Source organism: Enterobacter sp. 22466 (assembly GCF_052044775.1).
In the GTDB taxonomy this organism is placed as follows: domain Bacteria; phylum Pseudomonadota; class Gammaproteobacteria; order Enterobacterales; family Enterobacteriaceae; genus Enterobacter; species Enterobacter dissolvens.
In genome coordinates, this window is record NZ_JBQENX010000014.1 from 41587 (window position 1) to 66791 (window position 25205).

General features: G+C 56.2%; 24 protein-coding genes. 19 read left to right on the forward strand and 5 right to left on the reverse strand.

Features of this window, described 5'->3' with window-relative positions:
• The first annotated feature begins 35 nt into the window (after positions 1-35).
• The 7 genes from dapF to corA all read left to right on the forward strand — a co-directional run bounded on the left by dapF (position 36) and on the right by corA (position 6758).
• Complete coding sequence (gene dapF, locus ACTJJI_RS24270) at positions 36-860, forward strand: diaminopimelate epimerase (RefSeq protein WP_013099259.1); 825 nt, start codon at positions 36-38, stop codon at positions 858-860.
• The gene (locus tag ACTJJI_RS24275) at positions 857-1564 is read left to right on the forward strand and encodes a DUF484 domain-containing protein (RefSeq protein ID WP_023621549.1); all 708 of its coding nucleotides are present in this window, start codon (positions 857-859) and stop codon (positions 1562-1564) included. The genes dapF and ACTJJI_RS24275 overlap by 4 nt, the downstream gene beginning before the upstream one ends.
• A complete protein-coding gene (gene xerC, locus ACTJJI_RS24280) occupies positions 1561-2463 on the forward strand; it encodes a tyrosine recombinase XerC (RefSeq protein ID WP_440655844.1) in 903 nt (300 codons plus the stop codon). The genes ACTJJI_RS24275 and xerC overlap by 4 nt, the downstream gene beginning before the upstream one ends.
• The gene (gene yigB, locus ACTJJI_RS24285; protein ID WP_013099256.1) at positions 2463-3179 is read left to right on the forward strand and encodes a 5-amino-6-(5-phospho-D-ribitylamino)uracil phosphatase YigB; all 717 of its coding nucleotides are present in this window, start codon (positions 2463-2465) and stop codon (positions 3177-3179) included. Before xerC ends, yigB begins: the two co-directional genes overlap by 1 nt.
• A gap of 108 nt (positions 3180-3287) precedes the next feature.
• A complete protein-coding gene (gene uvrD / locus ACTJJI_RS24290) occupies positions 3288-5450 on the forward strand; it encodes a DNA helicase II (protein WP_440655846.1) in 2163 nt (720 codons plus the stop codon).
• Between the two features lie 149 nt (positions 5451-5599).
• Complete coding sequence (gene ysgD / locus ACTJJI_RS24295; RefSeq protein WP_212743980.1) at positions 5600-5656, forward strand: YsgD/CorL family protein; 57 nt, start codon at positions 5600-5602, stop codon at positions 5654-5656.
• 151 nt (positions 5657-5807) lie between these two features.
• Positions 5808-6758 carry a magnesium/cobalt transporter CorA gene (gene corA / locus ACTJJI_RS24300; RefSeq protein ID WP_008501540.1) on the forward strand — a complete coding sequence of 317 codons (951 nt, stop codon included), beginning with the start codon at positions 5808-5810 and terminating at the stop codon, positions 6756-6758.
• Positions 6759-6841: 83 nt separating this feature from the next.
• On the opposite strand, the gene rarD is transcribed toward corA, so the two are convergent.
• Complete coding sequence (gene rarD, locus ACTJJI_RS24305) at positions 6842-7738, reverse strand: EamA family transporter RarD (RefSeq protein WP_046889416.1); 897 nt, start codon at positions 7736-7738, stop codon at positions 6842-6844.
• A 51-nt stretch (positions 7739-7789) separates the two neighbouring features.
• Entirely contained in the window at positions 7790-8257 is a 468-nt protein-coding gene (yigI, locus tag ACTJJI_RS24310; RefSeq protein ID WP_014833706.1) for an acyl-CoA thioesterase YigI, read from the reverse strand.
• A 162-nt stretch (positions 8258-8419) separates the two neighbouring features.
• Between yigI and pldA the strand changes: the two genes are divergently transcribed.
• The 3 genes from pldA to rhtC all read left to right on the forward strand — a co-directional run bounded on the left by pldA (position 8420) and on the right by rhtC (position 11891).
• Positions 8420-9289 carry a phospholipase A gene (gene pldA / locus ACTJJI_RS24315; protein WP_014833705.1) on the forward strand — a complete coding sequence of 290 codons (870 nt, stop codon included), beginning with the start codon at positions 8420-8422 and terminating at the stop codon, positions 9287-9289.
• Positions 9290-9379: 90 nt separating this feature from the next.
• On the forward strand, positions 9380-11209 hold the full coding sequence (gene recQ / locus ACTJJI_RS24320; RefSeq protein WP_014833704.1) for an ATP-dependent DNA helicase RecQ: 1830 nt from the start codon (positions 9380-9382) through the stop codon (positions 11207-11209).
• A gap of 61 nt (positions 11210-11270) precedes the next feature.
• Positions 11271-11891 (forward strand): threonine export protein RhtC, encoded by a 621-nt coding sequence (gene rhtC / locus ACTJJI_RS24325; protein ID WP_025757538.1) that lies wholly within the window; start codon positions 11271-11273, stop codon positions 11889-11891.
• Here rhtC and rhtB read toward each other — a convergent pair.
• Positions 11888-12508 (reverse strand): homoserine/homoserine lactone efflux protein, encoded by a 621-nt coding sequence (rhtB, locus tag ACTJJI_RS24330; RefSeq protein WP_014833702.1) that lies wholly within the window; start codon positions 12506-12508, stop codon positions 11888-11890. The genes rhtC and rhtB overlap by 4 nt on opposite strands.
• Before the next feature lie 111 nt (positions 12509-12619).
• Between rhtB and pldB the strand changes: the two genes are divergently transcribed.
• From pldB to ACTJJI_RS24345, 3 genes are all read left to right on the forward strand, one after another.
• Positions 12620-13612 carry a lysophospholipase L2 gene (gene pldB / locus ACTJJI_RS24335; protein ID WP_125365534.1) on the forward strand — a complete coding sequence of 331 codons (993 nt, stop codon included), beginning with the start codon at positions 12620-12622 and terminating at the stop codon, positions 13610-13612.
• A 25-nt stretch (positions 13613-13637) separates the two neighbouring features.
• Positions 13638-14438 carry a sugar/pyridoxal phosphate phosphatase YigL gene (gene yigL, locus ACTJJI_RS24340; protein ID WP_047360241.1) on the forward strand — a complete coding sequence of 267 codons (801 nt, stop codon included), beginning with the start codon at positions 13638-13640 and terminating at the stop codon, positions 14436-14438.
• Positions 14439-14520: 82 nt separating this feature from the next.
• Entirely contained in the window at positions 14521-15420 is a 900-nt protein-coding gene (locus tag ACTJJI_RS24345; protein WP_014833700.1) for a carboxylate/amino acid/amine transporter, read from the forward strand.
• Here the strand turns inward: ACTJJI_RS24345 and metR are convergent.
• Entirely contained in the window at positions 15308-16261 is a 954-nt protein-coding gene (metR, locus tag ACTJJI_RS24350) for an HTH-type transcriptional regulator MetR (protein ID WP_014833699.1), read from the reverse strand. The two genes, ACTJJI_RS24345 and metR, sit on opposite strands and share 113 nt — an antisense overlap.
• A gap of 115 nt (positions 16262-16376) precedes the next feature.
• Here metR and metE point away from each other — a divergent pair, with 115 nt between their 5' ends.
• Positions 16377-18638, forward strand: coding sequence for a 5-methyltetrahydropteroyltriglutamate--homocysteine S-methyltransferase (gene metE / locus ACTJJI_RS24355; RefSeq protein ID WP_440655854.1), 2262 nt, complete (start codon positions 16377-16379; stop codon positions 18636-18638).
• Between the two features lie 61 nt (positions 18639-18699).
• Here the strand turns inward: metE and ACTJJI_RS24360 are convergent, their stop codons facing one another.
• Complete coding sequence (locus tag ACTJJI_RS24360) at positions 18700-19506, reverse strand: dienelactone hydrolase family protein (RefSeq protein ID WP_046889419.1); 807 nt, start codon at positions 19504-19506, stop codon at positions 18700-18702.
• Positions 19507-19761: 255 nt separating this feature from the next.
• On the opposite strand from ACTJJI_RS24360, the gene udp reads away from it, so the two are divergent.
• The 5 genes from udp to ubiB all read left to right on the forward strand — a co-directional run bounded on the left by udp (position 19762) and on the right by ubiB (position 25197).
• A complete protein-coding gene (udp, locus tag ACTJJI_RS24365; RefSeq protein ID WP_003860792.1) occupies positions 19762-20523 on the forward strand; it encodes a uridine phosphorylase in 762 nt (253 codons plus the stop codon).
• A 138-nt stretch (positions 20524-20661) separates the two neighbouring features.
• Positions 20662-22119 (forward strand): DNA recombination protein RmuC, encoded by a 1458-nt coding sequence (gene rmuC, locus ACTJJI_RS24370; protein WP_014833697.1) that lies wholly within the window; start codon positions 20662-20664, stop codon positions 22117-22119.
• 66 nt (positions 22120-22185) lie between these two features.
• On the forward strand, positions 22186-22941 hold the full coding sequence (ubiE, locus tag ACTJJI_RS24375; RefSeq protein ID WP_013099241.1) for a bifunctional demethylmenaquinone methyltransferase/2-methoxy-6-polyprenyl-1,4-benzoquinol methylase UbiE: 756 nt from the start codon (positions 22186-22188) through the stop codon (positions 22939-22941).
• Positions 22942-22954: 13 nt separating this feature from the next.
• Positions 22955-23560 (forward strand): ubiquinone biosynthesis protein UbiJ, encoded by a 606-nt coding sequence (gene ubiJ / locus ACTJJI_RS24380; protein WP_046889421.1) that lies wholly within the window; start codon positions 22955-22957, stop codon positions 23558-23560.
• Positions 23557-25197 (forward strand): ubiquinone biosynthesis regulatory protein kinase UbiB, encoded by a 1641-nt coding sequence (gene ubiB, locus ACTJJI_RS24385; protein WP_014833695.1) that lies wholly within the window; start codon positions 23557-23559, stop codon positions 25195-25197. The genes ubiJ and ubiB overlap by 4 nt, the downstream gene beginning before the upstream one ends.
• The last annotated feature ends 8 nt before the right edge of the window (positions 25198-25205 follow it).

Genomic DNA, 25205 nt, shown 5'->3' on the forward strand with positions numbered 1-25205 from the left:
CGATCACGTTCTGTACCCGCGCAATGGAGCAAATGATGCAGTTCTCTAAAATGCATGGCCTTGGTAACGATTTTATGGTCGTCGACGCGGTAACGCAGAATGTCTTTTTCTCCCCGGAACTGATCCGCCGCCTGGCGGATCGACACCTGGGCGTGGGGTTCGATCAGCTGCTGGTGGTTGAACCGCCGTACGATCCCGACCTCGATTTCCACTACCGTATTTTTAACGCGGATGGCAGCGAGGTGAATCAGTGCGGCAATGGCGCGCGCTGTTTTGCCCGCTTTGTCCGCCTGAAAGGGCTGACCAATAAACGCGATATACGCGTCAGTACGGCGAATGGCCGCATGGTGCTCAGCGTTACCGATGACGAACTGGTGCGTGTGAACATGGGCGAACCAAACTTTGAGCCCTCCGCGGTGCCGTTTCGCGCAAACAAAGCGGAAAAGACCTATATTATGCGTGCGGCCGAGCAGACAGTATTGTGTGGCGTCGTCTCAATGGGCAACCCGCACTGTGTGATTCAGGTCGATAATGTGGAAACGGCCGCGGTCGAAACCCTTGGCCCGGTGCTGGAAAGCCACGAACGTTTCCCGGAACGGGCGAATATCGGTTTTATGCAGGTGGTGAAGCGCGAGCATATCCGCCTGCGTGTGTACGAGCGCGGCGCGGGCGAAACACAGGCTTGCGGGAGCGGTGCCTGTGCTGCGGTGGCCGTCGGTATCTCTCAGGGGTTACTGGCCGAAGAGGTTCGCGTGGAGTTACCAGGCGGTCGTCTTGATATCGCCTGGAAAGGACCGGGTCATCCACTGTATATGACTGGCCCGGCGGCACATGTCTATGACGGGTTTATCCATCTATGAAACAACCAGGGGAAGAACTGCAGGAAACGGTGACGGAACTGGACGACAGGGCTGTTGTTGATTATCTGCTGCGCAATCCTGAGTTTTTTATTCGCAATGCACGCGTCGTCGAAGCGATGCGTGTGCCGCATCCGGTTCGCGGGACCGTGTCGCTGGTCGAATGGCATATGGCACGCTCGCGCAACCACATCAGTCAGCTTGAAGAGAACATGACGCTGCTGATGGAGCAGGCCAACACGAACGAAAGCCTGTTCTATCGTCTGCTGCATCTGCAGGCGCGTCTGGCCTCGGCGCACAGCCTTGAAGAATTTCTCAGCCGCTTCCACCGCTGGGCGCGTGAACTGGGGCTGGCTGGCGCTACGATCCGTCTTTTCCCTGACCGCTGGCGCATTGGCGCGCCGTCTGGTTTTACCCATCTGGCGTTGAGTCGCCAGGCGTTTGAACCTCTGCGTATTCAGCGTCTGGGCCATGAGCACCACTATCTTGGGCCGCTTAACGGACCGGAACTGCTGGTGGTACTGCCGGAAGCCAAAGCGATAGGCTCGGTGGCGATGTCGATGATGGGGCGTGATGGCGATCTGGGGGTGATGTTATTTACCAGCCGCGATGCGCATCATTACGAGCAGGGACAAGGTACGCAGCTGCTGCAGGAGATCGCCCTGATGCTGCCTGAGCTGCTGGAGCGCTGGATTGAGCGCGTATGACGGACGCCCTGCTCACGACTGACGTCTCACGCTTTCTGCGCTACCTGAGCGTTGAACGTCAGCTAAGCCCGATTACGCTGCTTAACTATCAGCGTCAGCTTGATGCCATCATGCAGATTGCCGATGAGATCGGCCTGAAAAGCTGGCAACAATGTGACGCTGCGACCGTCCGCGGGTTTGTTGTGCGCAGTCGTAAAAAAAACCTAAGCCCGGCGAGTCTGGCGCTCAGGCTGTCTGCGCTGCGCAGTTTCTTCGACTGGCTGGTGAGCCAGGGCGGCTTAAAAGCCAACCCGGCGAAAGGCATTGCCACGCCGAAAGCCCCGCGTCACCTGCCGAAAAATATCGACGTCGACGATGTAAACCGCCTGCTGGATATTGACCTCAACGACCCGCTGGCCGTGCGCGATCGCGCGATGCTGGAGGTCATGTACGGTGCGGGTCTGCGTCTTTCCGAACTGGTTAATCTCGATTTAAAACATCTCGATCTGGAGTCCGGCGAAGTGTGGGTGATGGGTAAGGGCAGCAAAGAGCGCCGCCTGCCGATTGGCCGTAATGCCGTCTCGTGGATTGAGCACTGGCTGGATCTGCGCGGGCTGTTTGGCGCCGAGGAGGATGCGCTGTTCCTGTCTAAACTCGGCAAGCGGATCTCGGCGCGTAATGTGCAGAAGCGTTTTGCGGAGTGGGGTATTAAGCAGGGGCTGAACAGCCACGTCCATCCGCATAAGCTGCGCCACTCCTTTGCCACCCACATGCTGGAATCGAGTGGCGATCTGCGTGGCGTGCAGGAACTGCTCGGCCACGCGAATCTCTCCACCACCCAAATCTATACCCACTTAGACTTTCAACACCTTGCGTCGGTGTATGACGCGGCGCATCCACGCGCCAAACGGGGGAAATAATGCGTTTTTACCGCCCACTGGGTCACATCTCAGCCCTGACGTTTGATCTTGATGACACCCTTTATGACAACCGTGAAGTGATCCTGCGTACTGAGCAGGAGTCGCTGGCGTTTGTTCAGAACTACCATCCGGCGCTGAAGACGATGCAGAACAAGGACTTTCAGCTGCTGCGCCAGTCCCTGCGTGAGACCGAGCCGGATATTTATCACGATGTAACCGAATGGCGTCGCCGTGCGGTGGAGCAGGCGATGCTCAACGCTGGGCTGAGCGCGCAGGATGCGGCCGTCGGGGCTGAAGCCGCAATGGAAAACTTCGCCAAATGGCGCAGCCGTATCGACGTGCCGCAGGAAACGCACGACACGCTGGCAAAACTGGCAGAAAAATGGCCGCTGGTCGCAATCACCAATGGCAATGCGCAGCCGGAGCTGTTTGGTCTGGGGGATTACTTTGAATTTGTGCTGCGGGCGGGTCCGCACGGACGCTCGAAGCCGTTTAACGATATGTATCATCTGGCGGCGGAGAAGCTGAACCTGCCGCTCGGCGAAATGTTGCATGTGGGTGATGACCTGACCACAGACGTAGCGGGTGCCATCCGCTGCGGTATGCAGGCCTGCTGGATCAAGCCAGAAAAGACGGACCTGATGATCGCCCCGGACAGCCGTCTTCTGCCGCACCTGGAAATTTCACGGTTGGCATCCCTCACGACGCTGATATAATCACCAGTAATATTGTATAAATTACCAGGGTTTTTGCAGTTGTAGGCCCGGTAAGCAAAGCGCCACCGGGCGCTTTGCTGTGTTCCTGAATACTATGTGACGGTGCCAATGGACGTTTCTTACCTGCTCGACAGCCTTAATGACAAACAGCGTGACGCGGTTGCCGCCTCGCGTACCAACCTGCTGGTGCTGGCTGGGGCGGGCAGTGGTAAGACGCGCGTGCTGGTTCACCGTATCGCCTGGCTGCAGAGCGTGGAAAACTGCTCTCCGTACTCCATCATGGCGGTCACGTTCACCAACAAGGCGGCGGCGGAGATGCGCCACCGTATCGCCCAGTTGATGGGCACCAGCCAGGGCGGCATGTGGGTCGGCACCTTCCACGGTCTGGCGCACCGTCTGCTGCGCGCGCACCATATGGATGCCAATCTGCCGCAGGATTTCCAGATCCTCGACAGCGAAGACCAGCTCCGTCTGCTGAAACGCCTGATTAAGGCGATGAATCTCGACGAGAAACAGTGGCCGCCACGTCAGGCGATGTGGTACATCAACGGCCAGAAAGACGAAGGGTTGCGCCCGCACCATATTCAGAGCTTTGGCAACCCGGTGGAGCAGACCTGGCAGAACGTTTACAAGGCCTACCAGGAAGCGTGTGACCGCGCCGGGCTGGTGGACTTTGCCGAACTGTTGCTGCGCGCCCACGAGCTGTGGCTGAACAAACCGCATATCCTGCAGCACTACCGCGAACGCTTCACCAATATCCTGGTGGACGAATTCCAGGATACCAACAACATCCAGTACGCCTGGATCCGCCTGCTGGCCGGGGATACCGGCAAGGTGATGATCGTGGGCGATGACGACCAGTCCATCTACGGCTGGCGTGGCGCGCAGGTGGAAAACATCCAGCGCTTCCTCAATGACTTTCCCGGCGCCGAAACCATCCGTCTGGAGCAGAACTACCGCTCGACCAGCAATATCCTCAGCGCGGCCAACGCCCTGATTGAAAACAACAACGGGCGCCTGGGTAAAAAGCTGTGGACCGACGGTGTCGACGGCGAACCGATTTCCATTTACTGCGCCTTCAACGAGCTCGACGAAGCACGTTTCGTGGTGAACCGCATCAAAACCTGGCAGGACAACGGTGGCGCGCTGGAACAGTGTGCCATTCTCTATCGCAGCAACGCCCAGTCGCGCGTGCTGGAAGAGGCACTGCTGCAGGTGAGCATGCCGTACCGTATTTATGGCGGCATGCGCTTCTTCGAACGTCAGGAGATCAAAGACGCGCTTTCGTATCTGCGCCTGATCGCTAACCGAAACGATGATGCGGCGTTTGAACGCGTGGTGAATACGCCAACCCGCGGCATTGGTGACCGCACGCTGGATGTGGTGCGTCAGGCCTCGCGCGATCGCCAGCTTACGCTCTGGCAGGCGTGCCGCGAACTGTTGCAGGAAAAGGCGCTCGCCGGACGCGCCGCCAGCGCGCTGCAGCGCTTCCTTGAGCTGATTGACGCGCTGGCCCAGGAAACGGCCGATATGCCGCTGCACGTGCAGACCGACCGGGTGATCAAAGACTCCGGCCTGCGCATGATGTACGAGCAGGAGAAAGGCGAGAAGGGCCAGACCCGTATTGAGAACTTAGAGGAGCTGGTGACGGCAACGCGCCAGTTCAGCTACAACGAAGAAGACGAAGATTTGATGCCGCTGCAGGCATTCCTTTCCCACGCCGCGCTGGAAGCGGGCGAAGGGCAGGCGGATACCTGGCAGGATGCGGTTCAGCTGATGACCCTCCACTCTGCTAAAGGCCTCGAATTCCCGCAGGTATTTATTGTCGGCATGGAAGAGGGGATATTCCCGAGCCAGATGTCGCTGGATGAAGGCGGACGCCTGGAAGAGGAGCGCCGTCTGGCTTATGTCGGCGTGACGCGAGCGATGCAGAAACTGACGCTGACCTACGCCGAAACCCGTCGTTTGTACGGCAAAGAGGTGTATCACCGTCCGTCACGCTTTATCGGCGAATTGCCGGAAGAGTGTGTGGAAGAGGTGCGTCTGCGCGCCAGTATCAGCCGCCCGGTCAGCCATCAGCGGATGGGCTCGCCCATCGCGGAAACCGACACTGGCTATAAGCTGGGCCAGCGCGTGCGCCATTCGAAGTTTGGCGAAGGCACCATCGTCAACCTGGAAGGTAGCGGCGAGCACAGTCGCCTGCAGGTGGCGTTCCAGGGCCAGGGGATCAAATGGCTGGTGGCCGCGTATGCTAAGCTGGAAACAGTGTAACATTCAGAAAAGTATCATTATTTTGTAATAATCTGCTAGCCTTATACGTTGAAGGTCAATTAATGCCCTTCAGCGTTTCGTTGCGTGTTGACGCCACAGTTGCTGCTGGCGTAACATGCGCGCACGATTACGCTAAGAGGACATTCGCCTTGGACACACCCAGTAGATACTGGCTCAATTCCCTGTCATCCAGGAACAACTCCTAAGGCTATCTCCTCTTGCTGATGGCCTTAGTGGTTGTCAGCGACCTGCATTATTCCCGTCGCGCTGAGTCAGGCTGTTTAATGGTCTGAAACCCAATTTGTTTCTGTGTGCCCACCGAACTGTCCGATATTTTTTGCATTGGGAGTCCCGGTCATGTTGAGCGCATTTCAACTCGAAAATAACCGACTGACTCGGCTTGAAGCCGAAGAGTCACAGCCCCTCATTGATGCCGTATGGGTGGATCTGGTCGAGCCGGACGACGATGAACGCCTGCGCGTACAATCTGAGCTGGGGCAGAGTCTGGCAACTCGCCCGGAACTGGAAGACATCGAAGCATCCGCACGTTTTTTTGAAGACGAAGACGGCCTGCACATCCACTCCTTCTTCTTCTTTGAAGATGCCGAAGATCACGCGGGAAACTCCACCGTGGCATTTACCATTCGCGACGGGCGCCTGTTTACCCTGCGCGAACGTGAACTGCCGGCGTTTCGTCTCTACCGTATGCGCGCCCGCAGCCAGGCGATGGTGGACGGCAATGCTTACGAATTGCTGCTCGATCTGTTCGAAACCAAAATTGAACAGCTGGCGGATGAGATTGAAAACATCTACAGCGATCTGGAAAAACTGAGCCGCGTCATCATGGAAGGGCATCAGGGCGATGAATACGACGAAGCGCTCTCCACGCTGGCGGAACTGGAAGATATCGGCTGGAAAGTGCGTTTGTGTCTGATGGATACCCAGCGTGCGCTGAATTTCCTGGTGCGCAAGGCGCGTCTGCCGGGTGGCCAGCTGGAACAGGCGCGTGAGATCCTGCGCGATATCGAATCTCTGCTGCCGCACAACGAATCCCTGTTCCAGAAGGTTAACTTCCTGATGCAGGCGGCGATGGGCTTTATCAACATCGAGCAGAACCGCATCATCAAGATCTTCTCGGTGGTATCGGTGGTGTTCCTGCCGCCGACGCTGGTGGCATCCAGCTACGGGATGAACTTTGAGTTTATGCCGGAGCTGAAGTGGAGTTTCGGCTACCCGGGCGCGATTATCTTTATGATCCTCGCCGGGCTGGCGCCGTATCTCTATTTCAAGCGTCGCAACTGGTTGTAAAAAATCTGGCGGGCGCGCTGCGCTTACCCGCTCTACGATCGAATTCCCTCTCCCGGTGGGAGAGGGTTAGGGTGAGGGGAAGATCACAGCCCTTTACGTACCCTGCGCTGGGTATAAATCGCATCTGCGACAAAAATCGCCAGTGCTACCCAGATAAACGCGAACGTCACCATCTTATCCGCACCCGGCACTTCGCCGTAAAACACCACCGCGAGCAGGAACATCAGCGTTGGGCCGATGTACTGGAAAAAGCCCAGCGTGGACAGACGCAGGCGCGTTGCCGCACCGGTAAAGCAGAGCAGTGGGATGGTCGTCACCACCCCTGCGGCCATCAGCATCACATTCAGGGACCACGGGTTGCTGCCCATGTGGCTGGTCGGGCTGTCGGCAATGGCGAACAGATAGATAGCGGCCACCGGCAACAGCCACAGGGTTTCAAACAGCATCCCGGTTTGCGCTTCCACGGCAATCTTCTTACGCACCAGCCCGTAGAACGCAAAGCTGAACGCCAGCCCCAGCGCAATAACAGGCAGTGAACCGAAGGTCCACAGCTGAACCAGCACGCCGCAGAAGGCGAGGATCACCGCCAGCCACTGCATCCGGCGGAAGCGCTCGCCGAGGAAAATCATCCCCAGCACAATATTCACCAGCGGGTTAATAAAATACCCCAGACTCGCTTCGAGCATGTGATGGTTATTCACCGCCCAGATAAACAGCAGCCAGTTTCCGCCAATCAGTACTGCCGAGAGTGCCAGCAGAAAGATCTTCTTCGGAGTTTGTAGCAGCGTTTTGACGCCAGACCACTGACGACTAACGCTCATCAGCGCGATCATGAAGAAGAAGGACCAGATGACGCGATGAGTGAGGATCTCATCGGCCGGTACGTAAGCGATAAACTTAAAGTAAGCGGGTGCGATACCCCAAATAAAATAAGCGGCAAGGGCGAGTAGCACGCCCTGCCGCGTCTGTTTAGCATCCATCGGGAAAATCCGTGACAAAAAAGTGAATCAACTTTACCCGATTTTTCGGCTTCAACCCACCATATAAGTGGCTGTTGCGCTGGCGATATAAAGTTGTTCTTCGTTATGCAGTTCAACACGCGCGACGGCAACCTTGTTCCCCGCGCGCAGCAGGCTGCTGGTACAGGTGAAGCGGTTTCCGCGCCCGGGACGCAGGTAATCGACGCGTAAGTCGATGGTACCCATACGGGATAACCGCTGGCGCAGTTCGTCTTCGTTGATGGTGTCATGGCGCGTCAGGGTGCTGCCAACGCATACCAGCCCTGCCGCCACGTCCAGCGCGGAGGCAATCACCCCGCCATGCAAAATGCTCTGCGCCCAGTTGCCTACCATCATCGGCTGGTTGTTAAAACTGAGCTGGGCAAAGGCTTTCTCGTACCGCTCCAGCTCCAGTCCCAGCGCGCGGTTAAACGGCATATGGTAAACAAAAATCTCGCCCACGAGTTTTAACGCTTCTTCGGCGGTAAGCATGGCTGACATGAGGCATCACATCCTTAATGTTAATGAAATGTTGATTTTATGCCTGGGCAAGCAAGAATGCCACTTTCAGAAACGAGGATGCAGAAGTTGCGACAGAAGTCTGTAGAATGTGCGCCATATAACAATTCGAGTCTTTTAACACTTTGCAGGAGATCACCACCGATGCGGACGTATCTGGCCTGGTTACTGGCAGCGGTTGCACTGCCCCTCACAGCATATGCACAGGAAGCGACAGTCAAAGAAGTGCACGATACGCCAGCTGTTCGCGGTAGCATTATCGCTAACCTGCTGCAGGAGCATGATAATCCGTTCACGCTCTACCCGTACGACACCAACTATGTGCTTTACACCTGGACCAGCGATCTCAACAAAGAGGCGATTCGCTCCTATGACTGGGCTGAGAATGCGCGTAAAGATGAGGTGAAGTATCAGCTCAGCCTCGCGTTCCCATTCTGGCGCGGCATTCTGGGGCCGAATTCGGTACTCGGGGCGTCTTATACGCAGAAATCCTGGTGGCAGCTTTCCAACAGCGGTGAATCTTCACCGTTCCGTGAAACCAACTATGAGCCACAGCTGTTTCTGGGTTTCGCAACGGATTATGAGTTTGCAGGCTGGACATTGCGTGACGTTGAAGTGGGCTTCAACCATGACTCCAACGGCCGTTCCGATCCCACCTCACGTAGCTGGAACCGCGCCTATACGCGCCTGATGGCGCAGAATGGTAATTTGATGGTGGAAGTGAAGCCGTGGTACGTGGTGGGCAGCACCGATGACAACCCGGATATCACCAAATATATGGGCTACTATCAGCTCAAAATTGGTTATCAGTTGGGTGATGCGGTACTGAGCGCCAGGGGCCAGTACAACTGGAACACCGGTTACGGTGGCGCAGAAGTGGGCTTAAGCTACCCGATGACCAAACACGTGCGTATTTATACCCAGGTCTACAGCGGTTACGGCGAGTCGCTCATCGATTACAACTTTAACCAGACCCGCGTGGGTGTGGGCGTAATGCTGAACGATATTTTCTAGGCTGCTCGAATGTTTTTGCGTTAATCGTTGAAGTTTCTCTCTCAGGCGCTGAAAATAGCGCCTGTTTCATTTCTGGCATATGGGGTTAACGTGGCGCAGGCGGAAGTATTGAATCAGGAATCGCTGGCTAAACAGGTTTTGCATGAAACCTTTGGCTATCAGCAATTCCGTCCTGGCCAGGAAACCATCATTGAAACCGTGCTGGAAGGTCGTGATTGCCTGGTGGTAATGCCGACCGGTGGCGGTAAATCGCTCTGCTATCAGGTGCCTGCACTGGTACTTAATGGCCTGACGGTCGTGGTATCGCCGCTGATTTCTCTGATGAAAGACCAGGTTGACCAACTGCTCGCCAACGGCGTGGCAGCGGCCTGTCTTAACTCCACGCAAACCCGCGAGCAGCAGCAAGAGGTGATGGCCGGTTGCCGTACCGGACAGATTCGCTTGCTGTATATCGCGCCAGAACGTCTGATGCTGGATAACTTCCTCGACCATCTGGCGCACTGGAATCCCGTTCTGCTGGCCGTTGATGAAGCGCACTGTATTTCGCAATGGGGCCACGACTTCCGCCCGGAATATGCCGCACTTGGCCAGCTTCGCCAGCGCTTCCCCGAACTGCCGTTTATGGCGCTGACCGCCACGGCAGATGACACCACGCGGCTGGATATCGTCCGCCTGCTGGGGCTGAACGACCCGCTTATCCAGGTCAGCAGTTTCGACCGCCCGAACATCCGCTATATGCTGATGGAAAAGTTCAAGCCGCTGGATCAGCTTCTGCGTTATGTGCAGGAGCAGCGCGGCAAGTCAGGCATCATTTACTGTAACAGCCGCGCGAAGGTGGAAGACACCGCTGCGCGTCTGCAAAACCGCGGCTTTAGCGCGGCGGCCTATCATGCCGGGTTAGAAAACCATATCCGCGCCGACGTGCAGGAAAAATTCCAGCGCGATGATCTGCAGATTGTGGTGGCGACGGTGGCATTCGGGATGGGCATTAACAAGCCCAACGTACGCTTTGTGGTGCACTTCGATATTCCACGAAATATCGAATCCTACTATCAGGAAACCGGCCGCGCCGGACGTGATGGCCTGCCTGCGGAAGCGATGCTGTTTTACGATCCGGCCGATATGGCGTGGCTGCGCCGCTGTCTGGAAGAGAAACCGCAGGGACAGCTGCAGGATATCGAGCGTCACAAGCTCAACGCCATGGGTGCGTTTGCTGAAGCGCAAACCTGCCGCCGTCTGGTGCTGCTCAACTACTTTGGTGAGGGGCGTCAGGAGCCGTGTGGCAACTGCGATATCTGTCTCGACCCGCCGAAGCAGTACGATGGCCTGATGGACGCGCGTAAGGCGCTCTCGACCATTTACCGTGTGAATCAGCGCTTCGGGATGGGCTATGTGGTGGAAGTGTTACGTGGCGCCAATAACCAGCGTATCCGCGACATGGGCCACGATAAGTTGCCCGTCTACGGTATTGGTAAGGACCAGAGCCACGAGCATTGGGTCAGCATTATTCGCCAGTTGATTCACCTCGGCTTTGCCACACAGAACATCGCCCAGCACTCCGCGCTTCAGCTCACCGAAGCTGCGCGTCCGGTACTGCGCGGGGATGTTGAACTCAAGCTCGCCGTGCCGCGCGTTGTCGCCCTGAAACCGCGGGTGATGCAGAAGTCTTACGGCGGTAACTACGATCGCAAGCTGTTTGCCAAACTGCGCAAGCTGCGTAAAGCGATTGCTGATGAAGAGAACATTCCGCCATATGTGGTCTTCAACGACGCGACGCTGATCGAGATGGCCGAGCAAATGCCGCTCAGCGCCAGCGAAATGCTCAGCGTCAACGGCGTCGGTACGCGCAAGCTGGAGCGCTTTGGTAAAGCGTTCATGGCGCTCATCCGTTCACATGCCGATGGTGATGATGAGGAGTAGTCAGCCGGGCAAAAAAGTGCCAGGATGATGACTCACTGAATTATTTCCCCGCGAGCTAATTATGTTAATGCTATTTCTTACCGTGGCGTTAGTGCACATCGTTGCGCTGATGAGCCCAGGCCCTGACTTTTTCTTCGTGTCACAAACCGCCGTCAGCCGCTCCCGCAAAGAGGCGATGATGGGCGTGCTCGGTATTACCATGGGCGTCATGGTCTGGGCGGCAGTCGCACTGCTCGGTCTGAATCTGATTCTGGCGAAGATGGCCTGGTTGCATAACATCATTATGGTCGGTGGTGGCCTGTACCTGTGCTGGATGGGCTACCAGATGCTGCGCGGGGCGCTGAAGAAAGAAGAGAAAAAGCCGCAAGAGCCGAAGGTCGAGTTGGCTACGGGCGGCCGTAGCTTTGTGAAAGGGCTGCTGACCAACCTGGCGAACCCGAAAGCGATTATCTATTTCGGCTCCGTCTTCTCCCTGTTCGTGGGCGACAGCGTGGGGGCGGGTGCGCGCTGGGGGATCTTCCTGCTGATCGTGGTTGAGACGTTTGCGTGGTTCACCATCGTCGCAAGCCTGTTTGCCTTACCGGCGATGCGCCGTGGTTATCAGCGCATCGCGAAGTGGATTGACGGCTTCGCCGGCGCGCTGTTCGCCGGCTTTGGTATTCATCTTATTATTTCTCGCTAAGCGTGACGCGCTGACGCAAGCAGCGCGCCAACCAGCATAAACAGCGAACCAAAGACTTTATTCAGGGCCTTCATCTGCTTAGGCCCTTTAATCCATGCCGCAATTCGCTGCGCCAGTGTTGCGTAGCCAATCATCACAATAATATCGACAACAATGGTGGTCACGCCCAGGACTACGTACTGCATTACCTGCGGCTGATGCGGGACGATAAACTGTGGGAACAGGGCGGCCAGAAAAACGATGCTTTTTGGGTTGGTCAGATTCACAAACACCGCCCGCTTAAACAGGCGACCGCGCGTTTGCGTCCGGGCGAGGGTGTTCAGGTCAATCGAGCCTGCTGCGCGCCACTGCTGAATGCCGAGCCAAATCAGATACGCCGCACCGGCCCACTTCAGCACTTCAAACGCCAGCACCGAGCGGGAGAACAACGTCCCCAGACCAATACCGACCAGCACAATGTGAATACCCAGCCCAGCCTGCAAACCGGCAATAGACGCCACCGCCCCGCGATAACCGTGGTTAATGGAGGTTGTCATGGTATTAATTGCGCCCGAACCCGGTGAAAGGCTGAGGATGATGGATGTCAGCAGGTAAGCGAACCACCACTCAAAGGTCATTTGAAACTCCCGAATCGTCTGTTTTTATGCCACAATACGCTATTGTTGAGTCATTTTGTGACCGGTTACGAAAAAAACGATATTCCCTGAATTACGGGGGGTGGAAACCCGATGTTGCAGCAGAAAAAGGACTGGGAAACACGAGAAAACGCATTTGCTGCTTTCTCCATGGGGCCGCTGACCGATTTCTGGCGCCAGCGTGAGGAAGATGAGTTTACAGGCGTCGGGAATATCCCGGTACGCTTTGTTCGTTTCCGTGATGTAAAAAACGATCGGGTCATCGTGGTCTGTCCCGGTCGTATTGAGAGCTACATTAAATACGCCGAACTGGCCTATGACCTGTTCCATCTGGGCTTCGACGTGTTGATTATCGACCACCGCGGGCAGGGACTGTCCGGGCGTATGTTATCCGACACCCATCGCGGTCATGTGGATAACTTCAGCGATTATGTCGACGATCTTGCCGCATTCTGGCAGCAGGAAGTCGAGCCAGGCCCGTGGCGTAAGCGCTATATTCTGGCGCACTCGATGGGTGGCGCGATTTCAACGCTGTTTTTACAACGTTATGAGCACCAGTGCGATGCCATTGCGCTCACCGCGCCGATGTATGGCATCGTCATGCGTTTTCCTGACTGGATGGTGCGCCATATCCTTGACTGGGCTGAGGGCCATCAGCGCATTCGTGAAGGGTACGCCATCGGGACGGGGCGCTGGCGCGCATTGCCGTTTGCTCTGAACGTGCTGACCCATAGCCGGCAACGGTATCGTCGTAACCTGCGTTTTTATGCCGATGAACCGCGCCTGCGCGTAGGTGGCCCAACGTATCATTGGGTACGGGAGGGCATTCTTGCCGGTGAACAGGTTCTGGCAGGGGTTAGTTGTGATGATACGCCGACGCTGCTGATCCAGGCAGAAGAAGAGCGTGTGGTGGATAACCGCATGCACGACCGTTTTTGTGAATTGCGCGCTGCCGCGGGTCACCCCTGTGAAGGGGGTAAACCACTGGTCATCAACGGCGCGTACCATGAGATCCTTTTCGAAAAGGACGCTATGCGCTCAGTCGCGCTCAACGCCATTGTTGAATTTTTCGACAGGCATAACTGATTTTTTATTGAGGTTAAATTTCCCTATGTACCAGGTTGTTGCATCTGACTTAGATGGCACGCTGCTTTCTCCCGACCACACCCTGTCGCCTTACGCGAAAGAGACGTTAAAACTGCTGACTGCCCGCGGCGTGAACTTTGTGTTTGCCACCGGGCGCCACCACGTGGACGTGGGGCAGATCCGCGATAACCTGGAGATCAAATCGTACATGATCACCTCCAACGGTGCGCGCGTGCACGACACCGATGGCAATCTGATCTTTACCCACAACCTGGATCGCGATATTGCCGCCGATCTGTTCGGTGTGGTGCACAATAATCCGGCTATCGTCACGAACGTTTACCGCGATGATGACTGGTTCATGAACCGTCATCGCCCGGAAGAGATGCGTTTCTTCAAAGAAGCGGTGTTTAACTACTCCCTGTATGAGCCAGGTCTGCTGGAGCCGGAAGGGATCAGCAAAGTCTTCTTTACCTGCGAAAGTCACGAAGAACTGCTGCCGCTGGAGCAGGCGATCAACGCCCGCTGGGGCGATCGCGTCAACGTAAGCTTCTCCACGCTGACCTGCCTGGAAGTGATGGCGGGGGGGGTCTCCAAAGGTCACGCTCTGGAAGCGGTAGCCAAACGCATGGGCTTTGAGCTGAAAGACTGTATCGCCTTTGGTGATGGCATGAACGATGCTGAGATGCTCTCGATGGCGGGTAAAGGCTGCATCATGCAGAACGCGCATCAGCGCCTGAAAGACCTGCACCCGGAGCTGGAAGTGATCGGCACTAACGCAGACAACGCGGTACCGAAATATCTGCGCAAGCTGTTCCTTGAATAATCTTCATTTGATTATTTATCGCTCAGTTGTCAACTAAAGAGTTCGCTACAATGCCTCTCCTTCTTTCTGAGAGACAAGCATTGTGGCGCTACTCATTATCACCACTATCCTGTGGGCCTTCTCCTTTAGCCTGATTGGCGAATACCTTGCCGGATCGGTCGACAGCTATTTCTCGGTGCTGATGCGCGTGGGGCTGGCGGCGCTGGTGTTCCTGCCCTTTTTGCGGATGCGCGGACAATCACTGAAGACCATTCTGCTCTATATGCTGGTGGGGGCGATGCAGCTCGGCATCATGTATCTGTTCAGCTTTCGGGCGTATATCTACTTGTCCGTTTCGGAGTTCCTGCTCTTTACGGTGCTGACGCCGCTCTACATCACGCTGATTTACGACCTGCTCAGCAGGCGTCGTCTGCGTTGGGGCTATCTGTTGAGCGCGGCGCTGGCGGTGATTGGCGCGGCGATTATTCGCTACGATAAAGTGAGCGATCACTTCTGGACCGGCCTGATGTTCGTGCAGTTAGCAAACATCAGCTTCGCCATCGGCATGGTGGGCTACAAGCGCCTGATGGAAACCCGCCCGATGCCGCAGCACAACGCCTTTGCCTGGTTCTATCTGGGGGCGGCGGTGGTTGCGGTCGCGGCGTGGTTTATGCTGGGTAACCCGCAAAAGCTACCTACCACCTCCGTGCAGTGGGGCATTCTGGTCTGGCTGGGTGTGGTGGCCTCAGGGCTGGGGTACTTCATGTGGAACTACGGCGCTACGCAGGTAGACGCCGGTACGCTGGGGATCATGAACAATGTGCATGTACCCGCGGGGCTGCTGGTTAATCTTGCCATCTGGCAGCAACAGCCACACTGGCCAAGTTTCCTTATTGGGGGAGCGGTGATCCTGGCTTCGCTGTGGGTACATCGGCGTTGGGTCGCTCCGCGCTCCGCACAAACGGAAGATGGTCGCACGCGTGGTTCCGCGTTGAGCGAATAAACGCTTCCGTTATCGGCTGACGCTGCTCGCCATCGCGCACTGCGGCGTACAGCCGGCTCCACAGTCCTTCACCCAGGGTTTTGGTGACCACCAGGCCCTGGCGTTCAAAACTCTCCACCACCCAATGCGGCAGCGCCGCGATGCCCATTCTGGCGGCCACCATCTGAATCAACAGCAACGTATTATCCACGCTTTTCAGCTGTGGGCTGATACCCGCTGGCTGCAGGAAATGGCGCCAGATATCCAGGCGACTGCGCTGCACCGGGTATATCAGCAGTGTCTCAGTCGCCAGGTCTTCCGGGGTGATACGCGTCTTGCTGGCCAGCGGATGATCCGGCGCCAGCACCAGGCGCACCTCATAATCGAACATCGGTGAATAGTGCAGGCCACTACGTGGCAGGATGTCTGATGTCATGACCAGATCCAGTTCGCCCTGCTGGAGAGACGGCTGCGGGTCAAACGTCACGCCGGAGGTAAAGTCCATCTCCACCTGCGGCCACTTCTGGCGGAAGTTCTCAAGCGCGGGAGTTAACCACTGAATACAGCTGTGGCACTCAATGGCGATACGCAATTTAGTCTGCTGCGGCTCATTGCAGGACTGAAGCGCGCTGGCAATTTGCGGCAGCACCTGATTAGCCAGTTGCAGGAGGATCTCGCCCTGCGGGGTAAAGCGCAGCGGCTGGCTCTTACGCACAAACAGACGAAAGCCGAGACGTTGTTCCAGATCGCTGAACTGGTGAGAAAGGGCGGACTGAGTCTGGTGCAGTGAGGCCGCCGCCGCCGCGAGAGAACCGCAGTTTCGCAACGCTTGTAGCGTTTTCAGGTGTTTTATCTCGATCATGAAAGTCCTTCACTTCGCCATGAACATTTTGCGCTTGAGGAATATACAGTACCTGCCAATTATAGATGTGTAAACATCTGGACGTCTAAATAACAAATTTCACAAGGGGCATGACATGACAATCCGCAATCACACTCTCGGTTTCCCTCGCGTTGGCCTGCGTCGTGAGCTGAAAAAAGCGCAAGAAAGCTACTGGGCGGGAAACACCACGCGTGAAGAGCTGCTGGCAGTGGGCCGCGAACTGCGTGCCCGCCACTGGGAGCAGCAAAAACAGGCGGGGGTAGACCTGCTGCCGGTGGGCGATTTCGCCTGGTACGACCATGTTCTGACGACCAGCCTGCTGCTTGGCAACGTACCGGCTCGTCATCAGAACAACGATGGATCGGTAGATATCGACACGCTGTTCCGCATCGGCCGTGGCCGGGCGCCAACCGGTGAGCCAGCGGCAGCGGCGGAAATGACCAAGTGGTTTAACACCAACTATCACTATATGGTGCCGGAATTTGTTAAAGGGCAGCAGTTCAAACTGACCTGGACCCAGTTACTGGATGAAGTGGATGAAGCGCTGGCGCTGGGGCATCAGGTGAAACCGGTGCTGCTGGGGCCTGTGACCTACCTGTGGTTGGGGAAAGTCAAAGGCGAGCCGTTCGATCGTCTGAGCCTGCTGAAGGACATTCTGCCGGTCTACAAACAGGTGCTGATTGAGCTGGGCAAACGCGGTATTCAGTGGGTGCAAATTGACGAGCCGGCGCTGGTGCTCGAACTGCCACAAGCATGGCTTGATGCTTTCAAACCGGCTTACGATGCACTCACCGGGCAGGTGAAGCTGTTGCTTACCACCTACTTTGAAGGTGTGACGCCGAACCTCGGCACCATCACCAGATTGCCGGTGCAGGGCCTGCACGTTGACCTGGTGCACGGCAAAGATAATGTCGCAGAACTGCATAAACGCCTGCCAGCGGACTGGCTGCTTTCTGCCGGGCTGGTGAACGGTCGTAACGTCTGGCGCGCCGATCTGACAGAGAAATATGCGCAGATTAAGGATATCGTCGGCAAACGTGAATTGTGGGTTGCCTCTTCCTGCTCCCTGCTGCACAGCCCGATCGATCTCAGCGTAGAAACCCGTCTGGATGCGGAAGTGAAGAGCTGGTTCGCCTTTGCGCTGCAAAAATGTGAAGAGCTGGCTCTGCTGCGTGATGCCCTGAACAGCGGTGACACGGCGGCGATTACCGAATGGAGCGCCCCGATTCAGGCGCGCCGTCACTCGGCTCGCGTTCACAACCCGGCGGTGGAAAAACGCCTGGCGGCCATCACCGCGCAGGACAGCCAGCGTCAAAGCCCGTATGAAGTGCGTGCTGAAGCCCAGCGTGCCCGTTTCAACTTACCTGCATGGCCAACCACCACCATCGGTTCCTTCCCGCAAACTACCGAGATCCGCGGTCTTCGTCTGGACTTCAAAAAGGGCAACCTTGATGCGGCCAACTACCGCACCGGCATCGCGGAACATATCAAACAGGCGATTGTGGAGCAGGAGCGCTTAGGTCTGGACGTGCTGGTTCACGGGGAGGCAGAGCGTAACGACATGGTGGAGTACTTCGGTGAACATCTGGACGGTTTTGTCTTTACCCAAAACGGCTGGGTACAGAGCTACGGCTCCCGCTGTGTAAAACCACCGGTGGTGATCGGTGACGTCAGCCGTCCGCACCCGATCACCGTCGAATGGGCTAAATATGCCCAGTCCCTGACTGACAAGCCGGTAAAAGGCATGTTGACCGGTCCGGTGACCATTCTTTGCTGGTCCTTCCCGCGTGAGGACGTCAGCCGCGAAACGATCGCGAAGCAAATTGCGCTGGCGCTGCGTGATGAAGTGGCGGATCTGGAAGCGGCGGGCATTGGCATCATCCAGATTGATGAACCGGCCCTGCGTGAAGGGCTTCCGCTGCGTCGTAGCGACTGGGTTGCCTATCTGCAGTGGGGTGTGGAAGCATTCCGCATCAACGCCGCAGTGGCGAAGGATGACACGCAGATCCACACCCATATGTGTTACTGCGAATTTAACGACATCATGGATTCGATCGCCGCACTGGACGCCGACGTGATCACCATTGAAACCTCGCGTTCAGATATGGAGCTGCTGGAGTCGTTCGAAGAGTTCGACTACCCGAACGAAATCGGGCCGGGTGTGTATGACATTCACTCCCCGAACGTGCCGAGCGTGGAGTGGATCGAAGCCCTGCTGAAGAAAGCCGCCCAGCGCATTCCGGCAGAGCGTCTGTGGGTGAACCCGGACTGCGGTCTGAAAACCCGCGGCTGGCCTGAAACCCGCGCGGCGCTGGCGAACATGGTGCAGGCGGCGCAGAATTTGCGTCAGGGATAAGACGTTCGTTGCTCCCGTTATGTAGGCCCGGTAAGGCATCGCCGCCACCGGGCTTTAATGTTTACGCTTTCTTCCCGCCATACTGGCTAAACCACGCCAGCATTCTCTGCCAGCCATCTTTCGCAGATTCTGCGTGATAGCTCGGACGATAATCGGCGTTAAACGCATGCCCGGCATCCGGATAGACCACAATCTCCGCCTTCGCATTCGCCGCGCGTAGCGCATGACGCATAGTCTCTACTGTATCGAGTGGAATACCCGTGTCCTGACCACCGTACAGTCCCAGCACCGGGGCATTTAAGTCTGTGGCGATATCAACCGGATGTTTTGGCGAGTTCAGCGTTTTTTCGCCTACCAGTTTACCGTACCAGGCCACGGCAGCTTTCAGTTGCGGATTGTGTGCGGCATACAGCCAGCTAATGCGTCCCCCCCAGCAGAAACCCGTTATCATCAGGCGATGCGCATCACCGCCGTTACGCGCCGCCCAGCTGGCAACATGATCCAGATCGGCCAGCACCTGTGCATCCGGCACTTTGCTGACCAGGTTGCTCAAAAGCGTTGGGATGTCGCTGTAGTCATTCGGATCGCCCTGACGGAAATAGAGCTCTGGCGCAACGGCCAGATAACCTTCCAGCGCCAGTCGGCGGCAGAGGTCGCGAATATGTTCGTGAACGCCGAAAATTTCCTGAACCACAATCACGATCGGCAGCGGACCGTCAGCCGATTTTGGTCGCGCGTGGTAAGCAGGCATATTCTCCCCCTGCGAGGGAATGGAGGTCTCTCCCGCCGTGATGGCGTCTTCAGGCGTTGAGACGATGGTCGAGGCATGCGGGGCCGCAGCAGGTGCAAAACCGGTTTTTTCAGTCATGGCATTCTCCGTACCAATGAGTTAGCGCAAAGGTAAATATAGACACCAGGTTAACAACCCACAGTGCCTTAAACGGTCTATCTTTTGTGCAGCACGCCACGATATAACTTGTTAATGTGATGTAAATCACTTTTTTATGGAAATTTACTGCAATCATTTTCATTCATGGTGAGATGTGTCACGAAATTATGCGTATTGCTTCTGTAAAGTACCGTTTTACTTCTTCTGACTAACCGACCCACAGAGGAGTCACCTATGTCTAAGTCTGATGTTTTTCATCTCGGCCTCACCAAAAACGATTTACAAGGGGCTACGCTCGCTATCGTCCCGGGCGATCCTGAGCGTGTGGAAAAGATCGCCGCGCTGATGGATAAGCCGGTTAAGCTGGCAGCCCATCGTGAATTCACCACCTGGCGTGCAGAGCTGGATGGTAAGGCCGTGATTGTGTGCTCTACCGGTATCGGTGGCCCGTCTACCTCCATTGCCGTTGAAGAGCTGGCGCAGCTGGGCATCCGTACTTTCCTGCGTATCGGTACCACTGGCGCTATTCAGCCGCATATTAACGTCGGCGACGTGCTGGTCACGACCGCGTCCGTGCGCCTGGATGGCGCAAGCCTGCACTTTGCACCGATGGAGTTCCCGGCGGTTGCCGATTTCGAATGTACGACGGCGCTGGTTGAAGCGGCGAAATCCGTTGGCGCCACCACGCACGTGGGCGTAACCGCCTCTTCCGATACCTTCTACCCAGGCCAGGAGCGTTACGACACCTTCTCTGGCCGTGTGGTGAGCCGTTTTAAAGGTTCTATGGAAGAGTGGCAGTCTATGGGCGTGATGAACTATGAGATGGAATCCGCAACGCTGCTGACCATGTGCGCAAGCCAGGGTCTGCGTGCCGGTATGGTGGCGGGCGTTATCGTCAACCGTACCCAGCAGGAGATCCCGAACGCCGAAACCATGAAGCAGACCGAAAGTCATGCGGTGAAAATCGTGGTTGAAGCCGCGCGTCGTCTAATCTAGTTCCCTCTTCTGCAACCAAAGGCCGACACGTTCGGCCTTTATTTTTTGCGTAGCGCCTCGCAGGAAAACCCTTTCAAACTGGACGTTTATACAGCACAATCTTATTTTGTGCGGTAATACGTTGATGCAGGGGGCATTGTGGATCTCTCAATCCTGATTTACGCGGTGATTGCGCTGGCGGGCGTGGCGATAGGCTGGCTGATTTCCAGCTATCAGCACGCGCAGCAAAAGGCCGACCAGCTGGCAGAGCGTGAAGAGATAGTCGCCGAGCTAAGCGGGGCAAAACAGCAACTTGCGTTGAGTGAACACTGGCGAGACGAGTGCGAGTTACTCAACAACGAACTGCGCAATCTGCGTGATATCAACACTTCACTGGAAGCCGATCTCCGTGAAGTAACGACCCGCCTTGAATCCACTCAACTGCATGCGGAAGATAAAATCCGCCAGATGATCAACAGCGAGCAGCGTCTCAGCGAACAGTTTGAGAACCTCGCAAACCGCATTTTTGAACACAGCAACCGCCGCGTTGATGAACAAAACCGCCAGAGTCTGAACAGTCTCCTGACGCCTCTGCGTGAGCAACTGGACGGTTTCCGTCGTCAGGTGCAGGACAGCTTTGGTCAGGAGGCCCGTGAGCGCCACACCCTGGCACATGAAATTCGTAATCTGCAGCAGCTGAATGCGCAAATGGCGCAGGAGGCGGTCAACCTGACCCGTGCCCTGAAAGGGGATAACAAAACGCAGGGTAACTGGGGTGAAGTCGTCCTCACCCGGGTGCTGGAAGCCTCTGGTCTGCGTGAAGGGTATGAATACGAAACTCAGGTCAGCATCGAAAACGACGCCCGCTCGCGAATGCAGCCGGATGTCATCGTGCGTTTGCCGCAGGGCAAGGATGTGGTGATTGACGCCAAAATGACGCTGGTGGCCTATGAGCGTTACTTCAACGCGGAGGATGACTACACCCGCGAATCGGCGCTACAGGAGCACATTGCCTCCGTGCGGAACCATATTCGTCTGCTGGGCAGAAAAGACTACCAGCAGCTGCCGGGGCTGCGCTCACTTGACTATGTCCTGATGTTTATCCCGGTAGAGCCCGCGTTTCTGCTGGCACTCGACAGACAGCCCGAACTGATAACTGAAGCGCTGAAAAACAACATTATGCTGGTCAGTCCCACCACGCTGCTGGTGGCGTTACGCACCATTGCCAACCTGTGGCGCTATGAACATCAGAGCCGCAACGCGCAGCAGATTGCCGATCGCGCCAGCAAGCTGTACGACAAAATGCGCCTCTTTGTGGATGATATGTCCTCGGTCGGGCAAAGCCTGGACCGCGCGCAGGACAACTACCGCCAGGCGATGAAAAAACTCGCCTCCGGGCGTGGCAATCTGCTGGCGCAAGCCGAAGCCTTCCGCGGACTGGGGGTAGAGGTTAAACGCGAGATTAATCCGGAACTGGTTGAACAAGCCACGGCACAGGACGAAGAGTTTCGCCTGCGGGAAGGCGCTGATGAACAAAAGAGAGACAGTGAAGACAACGAGTTAGCGGCAGAGTTATCGCCAGACCCGCATCTGGCGCGTTTCTTACGTGGTGGTTGAAACGTAGGGCAAACGCGCCCAATCTGTTACACTTCACGAACATTTTACTGATAAGCAGGCTCTGAGATGGTTGACGATTCACAAGACACGACGCACTTTGGCTTTCAGACTGTCGCCAAAGCGCAGAAAGCTGACATGGTGGCCCACGTATTTCATTCCGTGGCGGCGAAGTACGATGTGATGAATGACTTGATGTCATTCGGCATTCATCGCTTGTGGAAGCGCTTCACCATCGACTGTAGCGGTGTACGTCGTGGACAAACGGTACTGGATCTTGCCGGTGGTACTGGCGATTTGACCGCGAAGTTCTCCCGTCTGGTGGGTGAAACCGGGCGTGTCGTTCTGGCCGACATCAATGACTCCATGCTGAAAATGGGACGCGAGAAGCTGCGTAACATCGGCGTGGTGGGGAATGTTGAGTATGTGCAGGCAAACGCCGAAGCGCTGCCGTTCCCGGACAACACCTTTGACTGCATCACCATCTCGTTTGGCCTGCGTAACGTTACTGATAAAGAAAAAGCGCTGCGCTCAATGTATCGCGTGCTGAAACCGGGTGGACGTCTGCTGGTGCTTGAGTTCTCCAAACCGATTATCGAGCCACTGAGCAAAGCCTACGACGCCTATTCATTCCACGTTCTGCCGCGTATCGGCGAGCTGGTGGCAAACGACGCAGAAAGCTACCGCTATCTGGCGGAATCCATTCGCATGCATCCGGATCAGGACACTCTGAAGGCCATGATGCAGGACGCGGCGTTTGAAAACGTTGAGTATTTCAACATGACGGCGGGTGTCGTCGCACTGCATCGCGGTTATAAGTTCTGAGTGGAGGTGTCCCGTGCCCTTTAAACCCTTAGTCACCGCAGGCATCGAGAATGTACTGAATGCCTTCCTCTATCGTGCGCCGGCGCTAAAAGCCGCGCGTCAGCGGCTTAATGGGAAGGTATTACGCATCGTTTTAAAAGAGTTCTCGACGCCGCTTGTGCTGGTCTTCAGCGAACGCCAGCTTGACGTTCTGGGGGAGTGGGAAGGAGAAGCCGACTGCTCTGTTATCACGCACATGAGCGTGCTGCCAAAACTGCGTGACCGCCAGCAGCTGACGGCGCTGATCCGTAGCGGTGAGCTGGAAGTGGAAGGCGACATACAGGTCGTACAAAATTTCGTTGCGCTCAGCGATCTGGCTGAGTTCGACCCGGCAGAGCTGCTTGCGCCTTTTATTGGCGACATTGCAGCGGAAGGGATCGGCAAAGCCCTGCATGGCGGTACCGCGTTCCTGCGTAAAAGCCTGCAACGTCAGCAGCGCTATGCGGCAGAAGTGCTGACCGAAGAGTGGCGTATGGCCCCCGGACCGCTGGAAGTGGCCTGGTTCGCGGAAGAGACCGCGGCTGTTGAACGTGCGGTTGATGCGTTAACCAAACGGCTGGAAAAACTGGAGGGCAAATGACGCCTGGTGAAATTCGGCGCCTCTATTTTATCGTCCACACCTTTTTGAGTTACGGGCTCGACGAGCTTATCCCCAAAATGCGTATCACGCTGCCGCTTCGTATCTGGCGGCGGATGTTGTTCTGGATGCCTAATCGCCATAAAGGTCAGCCGCTGGGTGAACGCCTGCGTCTGGCGCTACAGGAGCTGGGCCCGGTATGGATTAAGTTCGGGCAAATGCTCTCTACCCGTCGCGATCTTTTCCCGCCCCAGATTGCCGATCAGCTGGCGCTGCTGCAGGATCGCGTGGCCCCGTTTGACGGCGTGCGCGCGAAAAAACAGATCGAAGAGGCGATGGGCAATATTCCTGTTGAGACCTGGTTCGACGATTTCGACATTCAGCCTTTGGCTTCTGCCTCCATTGCCCAAGTGCATACCGCGCGTCTGAAAGAGAATGGCAAAGAAGTCGTTATCAAAGTTATCCGCCCGGATATTCTGCCGATCATCAAAGCGGACATGAAGCTTATCTATCGTCTGGCGCGCTGGGTTCCACGTCTGCTCCCTGACGGACGCCGCCTGCGCCCGCTGGAGGTGGTACGGGAATACGAAAAAACGCTAATCGATGAACTGAACCTGCTGCGCGAGTCGGCCAACGCCATCCAGCTGCGTCGCAATTTTGAAAACAGCCCGATGCTGTATGTCCCTGAAGTCTATTCTGACTACTGCAGCCAGAACATGATGGTTATGGAGCGTATTTACGGTATTCCTGTTTCGGATGTCGTGGCCCTGGAGAAGCAGGGAACGAACATGAAGCTGTTGGCCGAACGTGGTGTACAAGTCTTCTTTACCCAGGTCTTCCGCGACAGCTTTTTCCACGCAGACATGCATCCGGGCAATATCTTTGTGAGCTATGAGCATCCGGATGACCCGCAATATATCGGCATTGACTGCGGTATTGTCGGTTCGCTGAATAAAGAAGATAAGCGTTATCTGGCGGAGAATTTTATCGCCTTCTTTAACCGCGACTACCGTAAGGTGGCCGAACTGCACGTCGATTCAGGATGGGTTCCGCCGGATACCAATGTCGAAGAGTTCGAGTTTGCCATCCGTACCGTCTGCGAACCGATTTTTGAAAAACCGCTGGCGGAAATCTCGTTCGGTCACGTGCTACTGAATCTGTTTAACACCGCTCGCCGCTTCAACATGGAAGTGCAGCCACAGCTTGTTTTACTCCAGAAAACATTACTTTACGTTGAAGGTGTAGGTCGACAGCTCTATCCTCAGTTAGACTTGTGGAAGACGGCGAAACCTTTCCTGGAATCCTGGATTAAAGATCAGGTTGGCATTCCGGCACTGGTACGTGCGTTCAAAGATAAAGCCCCGTTCTGGGTTGAAAAAATGCCGGAGCTTCCTGAACTGGTGTATGACAGTTTGCGTCAGAGCAAGAACCTGCAACTCAGCATGGATAAAATCGCCCACGAGCTTCAGTCGAATCGTGTGCGTCAGGGCCAGTCTCGCTATCTGTTTGGTATTGGCGCAACACTGCTGCTAAGTGGTACGTTGTTGTTAATCAACCGCCCGGACTGGCAGATGGCGCCCGCCTGGCTGATGGCCGCCGGAATAGTGGTCTGGTTCGTTGGCTGGAGAAAGACGCGCTGAACAGTCGT